Source organism: Candidatus Magnetaquiglobus sp. (assembly GCF_058402785.1).
The window spans coordinates 182,205-196,503 of record NZ_JBZVFG010000001.1 but is presented as its reverse complement, the minus strand read 5'-3'; the positions used below and the strand labels follow the sequence as shown (position 1 = coordinate 196,503).

Genomic DNA, 14,299 nt, shown 5'->3' with positions numbered 1-14,299 from the left:
AATGTAGCTAACGGAAATAATCTAAAACTCCATGTCCCGCTGAACCAACACAGAAAATTCCTCAGACTGCTTTTCAACGATTGCGAAAAGGTCCCTTTGAGGGGCCAGCAATCGAAAGCCTCCGGTTCTGCCGGGGGATCATTACTTAAACAAACCAATGGGGAGTTTATGAAACTAGCGATTGTCCATGACTATTTGTGCGGAATGGGGGGAGCAGAGAGGGTATTCCAGTACATCTGCGAGGAATTTAGAGAGGCAGATATCTATACGCTCGCTTATAACCCGGCACGCACCTTGCCCTACTTTAAGGGGCGGCCAATTCATACGACATGGTTGAACCCTTTCGTGCAATCAATGGATGCTTTTCGGTGGTCCTTCCCGGTTGCCACGCATCTCATGGAAATGATTGATTTACGTGATTATGATCTGGTGCTGTCATCGTCAGCGACTGTGGCCAAATACATTCGTGTACCAAATGGCAAGCATATTTGTTATTGTTATATTCCTACGCGAGCGCTGTGGCAAACAGGAGATTATTTTGGCGGGAGCTGGAAGTCAAAATTAATCAGGCCCTTTCTCTCTTATCTCAAACGCCACGATCTTCAAGCCGCACAGAGGGTCGATCGGTTCATCGCGATATCGAAGACGACGCAGGATCACATTGCCAGTACCTATGGTCGCGATTCGCAGATCATTTTTTCGCCGATTGATCTGGATCGATTCGTACCTTCAGAGAATCGCGGAGAAAATTATCTGGTCGTCTCCAGATTGGAACAGTGGAAGCGGATTGATTATGCAATTGAGGCCTTCAATCGGCTTGGATTGCCATTGAAGGTTATTGGAACCGGCAAGGAGGAGGCCAAGCTGCGTGCAATGGCTGGGCCGAACATCACCTTTCTGGGTGGTGTTGATGATGAGATTCTGGCCAGGGAATATGCCGTCGCCAAGGCTGTTATTTTCACACCTTTTCTTGAATATGGCTTGATTCCATTAGAGGCTAACGCAAGCGGTACCCCCGTGATCTGTTACGGAATAGGGGGAATCACGGAAACCATGATTCCGTGGTCAGCAGATTCCGCCGAGAACGATTCGGCGACGGCAGTTTTCTTTTATGAGCAGACCGCTGAGTCCTTGATGGCGGCGGTCAGTCAATTTGAGAGCACCGCGTTCGATCCTGCCCGCCTGGTCAGGCATGCATCCCGTTGGGGGGTCCCAGAATTCAAACGGCAACTTCGTCAAGCCGTGGAGGCCATTGGGGGTACGGCATGAGGAAGCTCTTGTTGATAGGGGGAACGGGGTTTGTTGGCTCTCACATGGCACAATATTGCTCGGGCCGCTTCGATGTGGTCTCGACCGGGCGGGAAGTGGATGTCCGTGATGCCGAACAGCTCCAGTCGGTGATTGCCCGTGCAAGGCCCGATGATGTGGTGCATCTCGCAGCGGTTACGACGCTCAAGGAATCCTTCGAGAATCCTCGTGCAACTTATGATATCAATTTTGGCGGCACGCTGAATTTATTGATGGCTTTACGGAACTCAGGGTTCGCCGGGCGATTTCTGTTTATAAGCTCAAGTGAGGTTTATGGTCGTCTGGGTGAATGCGATTTGCCCGTGAATGAGACGAGACTTGCAAGACCACTCAGCCCCTATGCCGTTTCGAAAATTGCTTCGGAGTCGCTCTGCTATCAATGGAGCCAGAGTGAAAAGTTCAAGATCGTCGTTGCCCGCCCATTCAATCACATTGGTCCGGGTCAAAGCGAACGATTTGCGATTGCTGATTTCGGTCGTCAAATTACAATGATCAAATTGGGTTTGGTATCGCCTGTTATTCGCGTTGGGGATATTGAAACAACTAGGGATTTCTCAGATGTGCGTGATATTGTTTCGTCTTATGAAAAACTGTTGAATCTCGGACTGAACGGCGAAACTTATAACGTTTGCTCAGGTAGCGAACGAAGCATTCGCTCCTTGATCGAGCGCATGTGTCAATTGGCAGGTGTGTCCGTGGAGATTCAAACCGATTCCGAGCGATTCCGCCTCAGTGAGCAGCGCCGTGTGCGCGGGGATAACGGAAAACTCATGAAGGCGACAGGTTGGTCAGCGGCTTATTCAATGGATCAAACGCTGATGGCTATTTTGGATGACTGGGTTACCCGGCTAGGCACGCATGCAAGCTAGAAGAGCCTTGATCTGTGGTGTCAGCGGCCAGGATGGCGCGTATTTGGCCAAACTGCTGGTTGAGAAGGGGTATGTAGTCATAGGTACGTCGCGTGATGCTGCGGCGTCCTCTTTCGCCAATCTACAAAAACTCGGTATTCGTCACGCAGTCGAAACGGTTTCGATGTCTACTTCTGACTCGGGGAGCGTGCTATCCACGATTCGCAACGCTGCCCCCGATGAGATTTATTATCTTGCAGGTCAAAGCTCAGTTGGGCTGTCGTTTGAGCAGCCGGTCGAAACCATGGAAAGTATCGCCATGGTATTGGTTCGTCTGCTCGAAGCGATTCGCTTCTTAGATTGTCCCATCCGGTTTTACAACGCCGGCACCAGTGAGTGTTTTGGTGACACGGGTGACCAACGAGCGAATGAGACGACGCCTTTTCGTCCCAGAAGCCCCTATGCAGTCGCCAAGGCATCAGCGCATCAGTTGATTGGGACTTACCGGGAGGCTTATGGTTTGTATGCATGCACTGGCATATTGTTTAACCACGAATCTCCGTTGCGACTTGAACGTTTTGTGACTCAGAAGATCGTGCGCGGCGCGGCGCGGATAGCGCGCGGTGGCGGCGAGAAATTACAGTTGGGCAATTTGGATATTTACCGCGATTGGGGGTGGGCGCCCGAGTATGTTGAGGCCATGTGGTTAATGCTTCAACAAGATCAGGCGGATGATTTTGTCATTGCGACCGGAGAAACGGTTTCACTCAGGCATTTTCTGGACCGAGCATTTCGATACTTTGATTTGGATTGGAGCGAGCATGTGATCAGCACGCCTGGCCTGCAACGGCCTTCGGATATCCGGATAGGCAGTGCTGATCCAAGTAAAGCAAAGGCTGTTCTGGGCTGGTCCGCTAAAACTCATATTGATGGAGTTGTTGATCAGATGTGCGAGGCTGTGAGTTCATGATCACCGTCTCGTCAGAGCCGACTTTTATTGCAGTATTTGACCGTAAAAATTCCCTTTTGCGATGTGGTAGGCAAGATTTAATCTGACATTTCTGGTAGGATGGACGCAAACCAACCAAGGAGGATGTCAGCGATGAATGCCGAAGAGAAGATCATCAAGAACAAAGTCGGATTATTGAACCTGGCAGAGATGCTGGGGAGTGTGTCCCAGGCGTGCAAGGTGATGGGCTACTCCAGGGATAGCTTTTACCGTTTCAAAGCGCTTTACGACAAGGGCGGCACACGGGCACTCCAGGAGATCAGCCGCAAGAAGCCGATCTTAAAGAACCGTGTGGACCCGGAAGTGGAACAGGCCGTGGTGGGGATGGCCATTGATTTTCCGGCTTATGGGCAGTTCCGTGTTTCCGGCGAACTGAAGAAGAAAGGAATTTTTATCTCTCCTGGCGGGGTTCGGTCAGTCTGGTTGCGGCACGATCTGGAAATTTTCAAGAAGCGCCTCAAGGCCTTGGAAGCCAAGGTGGTGCAAGAGGGCGGCATCCTGACAGAAGATCAACTCAAAGCACTGGAGAAGGCCAAAGAGGAAAAGGAAGCCCACGGCGAAATCGAAACCGAGCATCCCGGCTATCTTGGCACCCAGGACACCTACTATGTGGGGACCATCAAGGGCGTGGGACGCATCTACCAGCAGACCTTTATCGATACCTATGCCAAGGTGGCTTTTGCCAAACTCTACGACCGCAAGAACGCCCTGGTGGCAGCGGATATGCTTGATGATCGGGTGATCCCGTGGTACGAAGAGCAGGATGTCCCCTTGTTGCGCATTCTGACCGACAGAGGGACCGAGTACTGCGGCAACCGGGAACATCATGAATATCAACGCTATCTGGCCGTGGAAGACATTGACCACTCCCGGACCAAAGCGCGATCACCGCAGACCAACGGCATCTGCGAGCGGTTTCACAAGACGCTACTGGATGAGTTCTACAGCGTCGAGTTTCGCAAGAAGGTTTTCACCAGCCTGGATGAATTGCAAACGGATCTGGATGCATGGATCGATCTGTACAACAATGAACGGGTTCACTCTGGCAGGTACTGCTACGGCAAGACCCCAATGCAGACTTTCCTGGATGCCAGGAAACTGGCTCAGGGGAAGATTTTAGAGCGACTTCATCAGACAGACAAACGGGCTGTCGCATAGGTCGCATTTGTCAGATCAAGTCTTGACAAGTACATGCCATCCGCGCCGGAATTGAATCGACCAACGCGGAGTGCAAGACGGCGCACGGTTTGGACAAAGTGTGGACTCGTGGCCTTCAACGCGTGGGCTTTGCAGTCAGAATGAAGATGCTGGCCTGCAACGTGAAACGATTCCGACGCCACAGTTGCGCCCGAATGCTGGCACAAGTACCAGAAATGGTTCAGAATGCGGTGTAACAGGGGGGAAATACCCTCGTCTGGGGGCAGAAACAGGGCTCTCAAACGAAACAACCTCCGGAAAATCGTTCAAACTGCCTTGGCAACGCCCAAAGCGGCTGGGTGATCACGGAGTTGACGGCCTTTTTGCGGGGGGATTCAGGCTTGCTCGAAGGGTTCAATAGCCTGCTGCAAGCCGCCAAATCCAGAGCCAGGGGCTACCGCACCACGGACAATCTCATCCCATGGCCTACCTCATCGGGGGGAAGTTAAACTTCAACCAACCCATGTGAAACAGCGAGGAGCCAATTAACTCCATTCACAAGAATTTACGATTGAAATGAACCAAAACATAGAACCCAAAGAGGCGTTTCCCTATAAACCGCCTACCGAAGAAATCAAGCAGAAGTACAAACATATCTTTGAGCTGAAGGAACCTTTGCCACCGCGTTTTTTTAAAACGTTGTTCGACAAGATCGTGGCCCTGATCATGCTGGCAATTGCCGCACCAATCATGCTGCTGCTTAAGATTGCCTATGTGATCGAAGGGTTGCTGATACCGGAAAACGCCGGCCCGATGTTTTTCTATTACAATGCGGTGAGTGAGGGGAAGATTATCCCAAAGTACAAGATCCGCCTGATCAAGGAAAAGTATATCGACCCCGAAGGTGCCAAACGGCACGACTGGATTGCCTTTTCCGCCGAATGGACGCCTGACAGCCGCACCCATGTCGGCGAGTTCGTCAAAAAGTTCTACCTGGACGAGTTGCCTCAGTTCTGGAGCGTGCTGAAAGGCGACATGAGTATCGTCGGTCCTCGCCCCATTTCCGTTTTGCACTACGAACGGGATAAGGTGCAAGGTAATGTCACGCGTTCCTTACTTCGGGGTGGTCTGCTCGGGCTTGGGCACATCAACAAAGGGACGTCCGAGATGGGCAACCCCGTCTACGAATACGAGTATATCGATCAGTACCTGAAGCGCTCATCATTCGGTCTGCTGATGCTCGATTTGAGGATTATCTGGAAGGGGGTTCAGGTGATCATCAAGGGGGGCGGACATTAACGGGTGGCGTTTGGCTTTCTGGCTTGCAGTGGCTGGGGTGGGTCTCGGTTCTCTGACGCCCGTCCCCTATTTGCCAACCCAGGCACTCGATGTTTGGGACAAGGCACAACACGCGTTGGCGTTTGTGCTGCTGAGTTGTTTGGGGCTGTTGGCGTTTTCGCAGCGCGCGCTGCGTGTCATGGCTGGTTTGCTGGTTTATGGCGGTCTGATTGAAGTCGCGCAAGCCGCCACCGGCTGGCGGTATGGGGATTGGCAGGATTGGTTTGCGGATGCCATTGGCGTGGGGGCGGTCTGTCTGGGTTGGGTTTTGTGGAAATCGGTTCTGTCCCACGGACAGATTTCCACGCCGTAACGTTTGCGCATTTCGTGAATCATCGTCTTTGATAGGTTGTCGGTAAAACGATGCCGCAACCAAGGTCCGGAATCAGAGCGACGAAGACACGCGTCTTCCGCGAGTCGTTCGTTTCCTCCATGGCCCTGGCGGGCAACGGATGGGGCACATAAGACAGCGCGCTTGCACGATTTTTTGCGGGTTTGCATGATGGGGGTCTCCCCTCCCATCATGCAAGTTACAAAGAGTGATCCATGGCCTGTTTCAAGCAAGGATTCGCGACCCATATCATGCCGATCTTATGAATTCGTGCTCACGATACGGTGAGCAATGCATCGTTCCTTGTGTTGATGCAGGCCGCCTAAAACAGCTATAACTTATTTGTTAATCTATTTTGATTACCTTGTTTAACAGTAAAAACCAAAAGTTCACGAAACAAAGACGCAATCCGTTCTATCTCATACTGTTTGCGTACAGAGGGCGAGCCCCACGGCTCGTTTGCCAGACGTGACTGCCGCGCCATTTTGAGACCTGCCAACAATGCCGCATCAATTTCTTCCGGTCTGTCCGGAGGCGCCGTGATACCCCCCAGCTGTGCAATCAGTTTCTGGGAGGCGCCGGGAGGAACGATGCCAAGAATTGGTCTTCGGGAACCGATATAATCCACCAACTTGCTTGGCAGAAACACGCTGAGTTCAGTCGGGGCATCGATGACCAACAGGAGATCCGTCTCCAGCATTAATTTTAGTGATGACGCATAGGGCACGGTACGTTGAATGGTGAGCAAGTGATCGGGTAAACGTCGCAGCAAAGGGTGCCAATGCATCCAACTCGACATGTTGCCAATCAGTTCCACGCGAACCTTATCCAAGGCGTGTGGATGGCTGGCGAGCAGCCGAACCAATGATGCAATCAATGGAAATGGGGTGCGATGTCCATAAAAGCTGCCCAGATAACGCAACACGATCGTATCATCATCGGTCGATGGCGCGGAACAGTTGGTGGGGAATGCCGTTGCATCGAAACTGTGCGCCAAGACAAACGACTTGAAGGCCAATTCTGGAGCATACTTGCGCATGACAAGCTGTCTGGTCTCTTCCGAGGTGAATACAAGACAGTCCGCCGCCTTGATCACTTGCTGTTCGAGGGAACGATTCTTCCATTGCGATAGCGGTTGTCCTCTGCGAAAGGGATTGTCCGACCATGGATCGCTGAAATGGGCAAGCCAGGGCAAGCCATGGCGCCGCTTCAGGGTTAAACCGAGCAGATGGTCGGACATGGGTTCCCCGAACGTCGCCATCACCTGTATGGCATCGGGATGATCATCCAACCACTGCCCAACCTTTGCCTCAGCGTTGCGAGACCATGCTACGAACTCATCCGGACTCCGTCCATACCAGGGAAGCAGCCGTAAGGCCAGACGATGAGACAGACCGTGCAAAATGGGGGTATGCGCTATTTTGATCTGTTTCAGGCAAGATGTTCCCAATGAATTCTCGGGTCCCTGCATCTCATTCCCGTTCTGAAATTCTGCACTGACCGTGACAAATTCCATCTGACAGTTGCGCAGCAGCCGACCGATTTGGATTGCCTGCGGATAAAGGATGGGAGGTAACATGCACGATATGGCCAGTAAACGCATCGGATTCTCTCCTTGAGTACCTTTCGGTTTGGACTTGTCGGGAATCACGGGGCCTGTGAAGAGGGACCAACCGGTATTTCCGCACTTCTTCTGACCGTGCTGCCGCAACCCGCACGTTCATGACGATGGCATCCAGACTAACGTTGATTTCGGCACGTTGATGGGGGAAAATCCTCAGGTCGCCCGAGGAAGAAAACCGAAACCAACCGCGAGGCGTTGCGCGAAGCCAAACGACAACGCCGCTGGGATTATCTGGAGCGGAGTCCCATGGAAGGCCAGTTCCGGCAGTGCAAGAACCGGCATGGTTTGACGGAGATTCGAGCCAAGCTGGAGGATACCTCCGCGTCCTTGATCCAGGCCATTTTCCTGGTGAAGAACCTGACCCTGCCGGTCAGGTTTTTTTTTGCCCGGAATGGGCCATGGGCTCTTTTTAGTCGCGACAAACGGTTTACCATGGAACTCCCGAAGGGAGGTCCATGGTACGGGGGGTGAGGGGGTTCTCCCTCCATCATGGCAAGTTGGTTGGGAGGGTTGTGCTGGATAGTCGTCCAGGAGTGGCGGGGGCTTCTTGAGGAGGCAATGACCGCCTGGTCGTGAATAATTCATGCAACCTTGACTGGGAATTGGAATGAGGCTTTTAGTCATGGGGTGGCATGGCGCACGCATCCGCACGCCGGGAAGGCGTGCGTACAGAATTGGCAACAGAAAAGGTCAACAATTTTTCCAGGATTTTCGTCGAGGCTTGCCCGTTACCGTAAGTGTCGTGTCCCTGGCCGGAAACCGACCAGTTGCCTGTCAAGGCTTCAGTGGCGATTTCCACGATATTTTCAGTATGCGTTCCGGCCAAACGGAGCAGACCGGTTGCCAATCCTTCGTGACGTTCGGTGATATCGCGCAACACCACGACTCTTTTGCCGAGAGAGGAGGCTTCTTCCTGAATGCCTCCAGAATCCGTCAAGATGAGTACGGAACGTACCATCAGTACGACGAACGACTGGTAGTCCAAGGGAGGAATCAGAAAAACATTCTGTCGATTCTGGCCAAGTTCGGCAAATACCGTTTCACGGACTCTTGGATTGGGGTGGACCGGATAAATGAAGACATGGTTCGGAAACTGTTCTGCCAGTGTGGCAATGGCCTTGCAGATCGTTACCAGGCATTGTCCGTGATTTTCCCGGCGATGTCCGGTGATGAGAACCAAAGGACGCGGATCATTGGGCACTCCAAGACTGGCGAGCACCTCTTCGGCCTGCCGTTGAGCCGTCGGATCCGAGGCCAGTTTGGCAATCAACAGATGAAGCGCATCAATACCGGTATTGCCGGTGACCAGGATTTGTTCTTCGGGAACGCCCTCTTTCAGAAGATTGTCTTGCGCCCCGTCCGTAGGTGGAAAATGCAGGGTCGCCAGTCTGCTGATGAGACGCCGGTTCATCTCTTCCGGCCAAGGCGCATAGATATGTCCGGTGCGCAATCCGGCTTCCACATGGGCGACGGGAATTTGCTGATAGAAGGCTGCCAGAGCGCCGATAAACGTGGTGGTCGTATCTCCCTGAACGATGACCCAGTCTGGTTTGTCTTGCTGTAGATAGGAATGGAGCCTGGAAAGCAGCAGGGTTGTCAAGTCCGAGAGTGATTGGTCTGGCTGCATCACCTTCAGATCGGTATCTGGTCGGATATTGAACAATTTCAGGACATGATTCGTCATGTCCCGATGTTGTCCGGTATGGCAAATCCGGATATCTACTGTGGGCAATTGTTGTGCGGCAAGAATCAGGGGGGCCAGCTTGATGGCCTCCGGACGGGTTCCGAAGAGCACAAGCCATCGATGTTTGTTCATGATCCTGTATGACGATACGTGGTAGGCAAAAGGGATGCTCCTTGGACGTATGGATCCGAGACTCTTTTCTCAGGCGTGATGAGCGCACGCACGGAGGATAATCATGGCAGGCTCATCCTGGCCAGCCGATCCTGAAGTGGTATCTATCCTTGAGTCCCCCGCAGAAAGCCGTTTTTGGCAAAAAAACGGTCTTCGCAACCTGTTGATTTTGCTGAATCATGTCCACCATGAATGCTGGGTAAAGGGATTTTCTTTGGCTGGGGATTCATCCTCGATTTTGCCTGATTCTGGCGGTTCTTGCAAGTTTTTGATCGCCCCATCGATAGGCCTGTTGTCGATTCCCAGCAGGCTAAGTTACCATGGAACTCCCGAAGGGAGGTCCATGGTACGGGGGTGAGGGGATTCTCCCCCCATCATGCACGTTACAGGGGGCTTTTGAATGGCATTGTGTGAGGCCGAACGAGACATTGGCGGAAGGGGTGGGATTTGAACCCACGGATGGTTACCCATCGACGATTTTCAAGACCGTTGCATTCAACCGCTCTGCCACCCTTCCGTACCTGCCGCATGCGCCATTTGCGTGATGCCGTGCGGGTCAATCGCATTTCCCGGTCAGCCCGATGTGCGGTGTTTTCATGTCAGCCCGCTCGGGTTATTCCCCGGTCAATCTGGCGTAGGAGCCATCAACCGCGTATCTCGATCCGGGCCTGACCACCCATGTAGGGACGCAGGGCGTCCGGAATCGTCACGCTGCCATCGGATTGGACGAAATTTTCCAACAAGGCCACCAGCGTCCGTCCCACCGCGATGCCGGAGCCGTTCAGGGTATGCACCGGCTCGACCGTCTTGCTCTCCGTGCGTCGCAGACGGGCCTTCATGCGTCGCGCCTGGAAATCCAGGGTATTGGAACAGGAGGAGATCTCCCGATAACGACCCTGACCGGGCAGCCACACCTCCAGATCATACGTCTTGGCCGAGGCGAAGCCAAGGTCGCCCGTACACAACGCCACGGTGCGATAGGGGAGTTCCAGACGCTTCAACACCTCTTCGGCGTGTCCGGTCAAAGACTCCAGAGCCGCCATGCTCTCTTCCGGACGGGTGATCCACACCAGCTCCACCTTATCGAACTGGTGCTGGCGGATCAAGCCGCGCGTGTCGCGTCCGGCGGCACCGGCTTCGCGGCGGAAACAGGCGGTCCAGGCCGTGAATTTCATCGGCAGGAGCGACTCATCCACGATCTGGCCCCGTACCATGTTGGTCAATGGCACCTCGGCGGTCGGAATCAGATAGAACGGATCATCCCGCAGGCAGAAAAGATCCTCCTCGAACTTCGGCAGTTGGCCGGTACCGAACAGGCTCTCCTTGTTGGCCAGAAACGGCGGCAGGATCTCCTCGTAGCCGTGCTCGAGGGTGTGCAGATCGAGCATGAACGAGGTCAAGGCACGGATCAGTCGGGCACCGTCGCCCCGGAAGAAGGTGAAACGGGCTCCCAACGTCTCGGCGGCCACCTGGAAGTCGAGAATCCCGAGGCGTTCGCCGATGTCCCAGTGGTTGAGTTCGGTCGCGGTTCCGGAAAAGCCTTTCGGCCAGGACCGCACCACCACGTTGCCGCTCTCGTCCGGTCCCACCGGAACATCCTCGGCGGGCAGGTTCGGCAGACGGGCCAGCTCCTCCTGCACCGCCTCCTCCTTGGCGCGCAATGCGGCTTCGTGCTCCTTGAGCCGAGGCCCCAGCTCCCCCATCTCCGCAAGCAGGGACGAGGCATCTCCACCTTTGGCCTTGAGCTGACCGATCAGCTTGGAAATTTCGTTGCGGCGCGCCTGCAACCCCTCGGTCGTGGCGCGCAGGGCGCGCTGTTCGGCCTCGAGGGCGAAAAAGGCGGTCAGATCATGCCGTCCCCCACGGGTTTTCAACCGCGCATCCACCCACTCCGGACGCTCCCGGATCGCCTTCAGATCCAACATGGCTCACGCACCTCCCTCATCCATGGGCATCCCATCGCTCTCCCCATCCTCGGAGGCGGTCACGGCGGCATCCTCCTCGGCTTCGGCGATGCGCGCCACCGATACCACCCGTTCCCCGGAGCTGGAGACATCCAACACCTTCACCCCACGGGCATTGCGGCCCGTCTGACGCACGCTTTCCACCGGAGTACGCAACACCGTGCCTTGATCGGTGATCACCATGATCTGATCCCCCGGCGACACCACCAGACTGGCCACCACCGGGCCGTTGCGCTCGTCGATCAGCATGCCGATCACCCCTTGCGATCCCCGGCCCTTGGTGGGGAATCTCTCGGCCTCGGTCCGCTTGCCGAACCCGTTCTCGGTGATTGCCAGAATCTGACAATCCGGCTCGTTGGTCAGCACGTTCAAGGCGATCACCCGATCCTCGCCACGCAGTCGCATGCCGCGTACCCCGCGTGCCACCCGTCCCATCAGCCGTACCTGTCCGGTACGGAAGCGGGCCGCTTTGCCGGAACTCGAATAGAGCAGAATTCGTCCGGGTCTCGCCTCGCCGTTCTCTTCCGACTCCTCCTCGACCACCGGTTCGACCTCGACCGGGGCCGTGCCCTCTTCGTCGCCTTCGCCCGCGACGACTGCCTCGGCATCGATATCCTCTTGCAACACCGGCAGCAGCGCCACCCCGACCAGATCATCCTCCTCTTGCAGATCCACCGCCCGGATTCCCGAGGCGCGGATGTTGGCATAGGCGGAGAGGGCGGTTTTCTTGATCAGCCCCTTGGCCGTGGCGAACAGCAGATGCCAGTTGTCCCACTGGTCGCGTGCCACCGGCGCCGGCAGGATCTGGGCCAGCTTTTCGCCCCCCTCGAGGGCCAACAGATTGATGATCGGGCGACCGCGCGCCGCGCGGCTGGCCAGGGGCAGTTCGTGGACCTTCAGGCGGAACACCCGGCCCTTGTCGGTGAAGCAGAGGATCGGATCGTGGGTCGAGGCCACGAAGAGTTGCGAGATGAAATCCTCATCCCGGACGCCGGTGGCGCTTTTGCCTTTGCCGCCGCGGCGCTGACTGCGGTAATCCACCGCCGGTTGACGCTTCACGTAGCCCGAATGGCTCACCGTGACCACCATTTCCTCTTCCGGGATCAGATCCTCGGCGCAAAACTCGCCCAGATCCTCCACGATCTCGGTGCGGCGCGCATTGGCGAACATCTCCTTGATGCGCGTGAGTTCGTCCTTGATCACCGTCAGGAGCGCCTGATCCGAGGCGAGAATCGCGTTCAGACGGGCGATTTCGGTCAGGGTCTCCTCGAACTCTTGATGGATTTTGTCTTGTTCCAGGCCGGTCAGACGGTGCAGACGCATGTCGAGGATCGCCTGGGCCTGTTCGGGGGAGAGTCGATAGCCCCCCTCGACGAACTGGGGCGAGGCGACCATGCCCGCCTCCAGGGCACGCGCCAGCATCGCCTCCACCGGGCCGCGCGCCCACACCTCGGCCACCAGCCGCTCCTTGGCGGTCTGGGGGTTGGGGGCGTTGCGGATCAGTTCGATGATGCGGTCGATGTTGGCCAGGGCTACGGAGAGCCCTTCCAGGATGTGGCCGCGTGCCTGGGCCTTGGCCAGATCGAACAGGGTACGTCGCGTCACCACCTGACGGCGGTGGTTGATGAACTCCTCGAGGATGCTTTTCAGACTCAGGGTTTGCGGCTGGCCATGCACCAGGGCCACGGCGTTCACGCCGAAGGTGGTTTGCATGGCGGTGTGCTTGTAAAGCTGGTTGAGCAACACTTCGGTGCTGGCATCGCGTTTGGTTTCGATCACCACCCGCATCCCCTGGCGATCCGACTCGTCGCGCAGATCCGAGATGCCGTCGATCTTCTTTTCGCGCACCAGATCGGCGATGAATTCCACCAGTTTGGCCTTGTTCACCTGGAACGGCAGTTCGTCGATGATGATCGCCTCGCGTCCGTCTTTCTTCGTCTCGACATGGGTCTTGGCGCGCAGCACGATGGAGCCGCGTCCGGTTTCGTAAGCGCTTAAAATTCCGGCCCGACCGTGGATCGAGCCGCCTGTGGGAAAGTCCGGACCGGGCACGAAGGTCATCAGGCCGCGATTGGTCAGCTCCGGGTTGTCGATCAGGGCGCAGGTGGCATCGACCACCTCGCCGAGGTTGTGGGGTGGAATGTTGGTGGCCATGCCCACCGCGATCCCCGAGGAGCCGCTGACCAGAAGGTTGGGGAATTTGCACGGCAGAATGCGCGGTTCGGTGAGGGATCCGTCGTAGTTGGGTCCGAAATCCACCGTCTCCTTGTCGATGTCGGCAAGCAGTTCGCCGGCCAGACGGGTCATGCGCACTTCGGTGTAACGCATGGCCGCCGGGGAGTCCCCATCCACGGAGCCGAAGTTCCCCTGGCCATCCACGAGCGGATGGCGCATCGAGAACTCCTGGGCCATGCGCACGATGGTGTCGTAGACTGCCACGTCGCCGTGGGGATGGTATTTGCCGATGACATCACCGACCACGCGGGCCGATTTCTTGTAGGCGCGATTCCACTCGTTGCCTAGTTCGCTCATGGCGTAGAGGACGCGGCGGTGGACCGGTTTGAGTCCGTCGCGCACGTCGGGCAGGGCGCGTCCCACGATCACGCTCATGGCGTAATCGAGGTAGGAGCGGCGCATTTCGTCTTCGAGATTGACGGGAACCCGCTTGGAAAGGTTGGGATCCACGGTCGTTGTTTCGCTATCCATGATACCCGCGTGACATCGGTGGAGAAAGAAGAGGGGTTAACCTGTCAATAATACCCCTTTTCCCGTGCTATCGCAACCGTGGCCCAGCGGTTCGGGAATCCTTTTCGTCCGTGCGCATCACGGCGAGGTGGGGCTCATGTGCCCCCTCGGCGGGGTATGAGGAGGGGGCGAAGGGATCT

At 55.8% G+C, this 14,299-nt stretch carries 11 protein-coding genes, 1 tRNA gene and 2 pseudogenes; 9 read left to right on the top strand and 5 right to left on the bottom strand.

Annotated elements, in window-relative coordinates:
• The 8 genes and pseudogenes from ACV4UY_RS00830 to ACV4UY_RS00795 all read left to right on the top strand — a co-directional run.
• Positions 1-1,269, top strand: a 1,269-nt coding sequence (locus ACV4UY_RS00830) for a glycosyltransferase (RefSeq protein WP_491605772.1), incomplete at its 5' end; no start/stop codon positions are given.
• Entirely contained in the window at positions 1,266-2,177 is a 912-nt protein-coding gene (locus ACV4UY_RS00825; protein ID WP_491605771.1) for a GDP-mannose 4,6-dehydratase, read from the top strand. The genes ACV4UY_RS00830 and ACV4UY_RS00825, both read left to right, overlap by 4 nt.
• Entirely contained in the window at positions 2,167-3,126 is a 960-nt protein-coding gene (locus tag ACV4UY_RS00820; protein WP_491605770.1) for a GDP-mannose 4,6-dehydratase, read from the top strand. The genes ACV4UY_RS00825 and ACV4UY_RS00820 overlap by 11 nt, the downstream gene beginning before the upstream one ends.
• Before the next feature lie 132 nt (positions 3,127-3,258).
• On the top strand, positions 3,259-4,323 hold the full coding sequence (locus ACV4UY_RS00815) for an IS481 family transposase (RefSeq protein WP_491605769.1): 1,065 nt from the start codon (positions 3,259-3,261) through the stop codon (positions 4,321-4,323).
• Positions 4,324-4,361: 38 nt separating this feature from the next.
• Positions 4,362-4,559, top strand: a complete 198-nt coding sequence (locus ACV4UY_RS00810) for a transposase (RefSeq protein ID WP_491605776.1) — start codon at positions 4,362-4,364, stop codon at positions 4,557-4,559.
• 138 nt (positions 4,560-4,697) lie between these two features.
• Positions 4,698-4,831, top strand: a pseudogene (locus tag ACV4UY_RS00805) (transposase); the annotation flags it as partial.
• Positions 4,832-4,878: 47 nt separating this feature from the next.
• Positions 4,879-5,601, top strand: a complete 723-nt coding sequence (locus ACV4UY_RS00800; RefSeq protein WP_491605768.1) for a sugar transferase — start codon at positions 4,879-4,881, stop codon at positions 5,599-5,601.
• A gap of 10 nt (positions 5,602-5,611) precedes the next feature.
• Positions 5,612-5,953: a VanZ family protein gene (locus ACV4UY_RS00795; RefSeq protein ID WP_491605767.1), complete on the top strand. Its 342-nt coding sequence runs from the start codon at positions 5,612-5,614 to the stop codon at positions 5,951-5,953.
• Positions 5,954-6,302: 349 nt separating this feature from the next.
• Here ACV4UY_RS00795 and ACV4UY_RS00790 read toward each other — a convergent pair whose 3' ends face one another.
• Positions 6,303-7,574: a glycosyltransferase gene (locus tag ACV4UY_RS00790; protein ID WP_491605766.1), complete on the bottom strand. Its 1,272-nt coding sequence runs from the start codon at positions 7,572-7,574 to the stop codon at positions 6,303-6,305.
• A 186-nt stretch (positions 7,575-7,760) separates the two neighbouring features.
• Between ACV4UY_RS00790 and ACV4UY_RS00785 the strand changes: the two are divergent.
• Positions 7,761-8,066: pseudogene (locus ACV4UY_RS00785) on the top strand (transposase); the annotation flags it as partial.
• A 145-nt stretch (positions 8,067-8,211) separates the two neighbouring features.
• Here the strand turns inward: ACV4UY_RS00785 and wecB are convergent.
• The 4 genes from wecB to gyrA all read right to left on the bottom strand — a co-directional run bounded on the left by wecB (position 8,212) and on the right by gyrA (position 14,120).
• On the bottom strand, positions 8,212-9,411 hold the full coding sequence (gene wecB / locus ACV4UY_RS00780) for a non-hydrolyzing UDP-N-acetylglucosamine 2-epimerase (protein ID WP_491605765.1): 1,200 nt from the start codon (positions 9,409-9,411) through the stop codon (positions 8,212-8,214).
• A gap of 468 nt (positions 9,412-9,879) precedes the next feature.
• Positions 9,880-9,967, bottom strand: a tRNA-Ser gene (locus tag ACV4UY_RS00775).
• A 127-nt stretch (positions 9,968-10,094) separates the two neighbouring features.
• Complete coding sequence (serS, locus tag ACV4UY_RS00770) at positions 10,095-11,375, bottom strand: serine--tRNA ligase (RefSeq protein WP_491605764.1); 1,281 nt, start codon at positions 11,373-11,375, stop codon at positions 10,095-10,097.
• A gap of 3 nt (positions 11,376-11,378) precedes the next feature.
• Positions 11,379-14,120, bottom strand: coding sequence for a DNA gyrase subunit A (gene gyrA, locus ACV4UY_RS00765; RefSeq protein WP_491605763.1), 2,742 nt, complete (start codon positions 14,118-14,120; stop codon positions 11,379-11,381).
• Between the last annotated feature and the right edge of the window lie 179 nt (positions 14,121-14,299).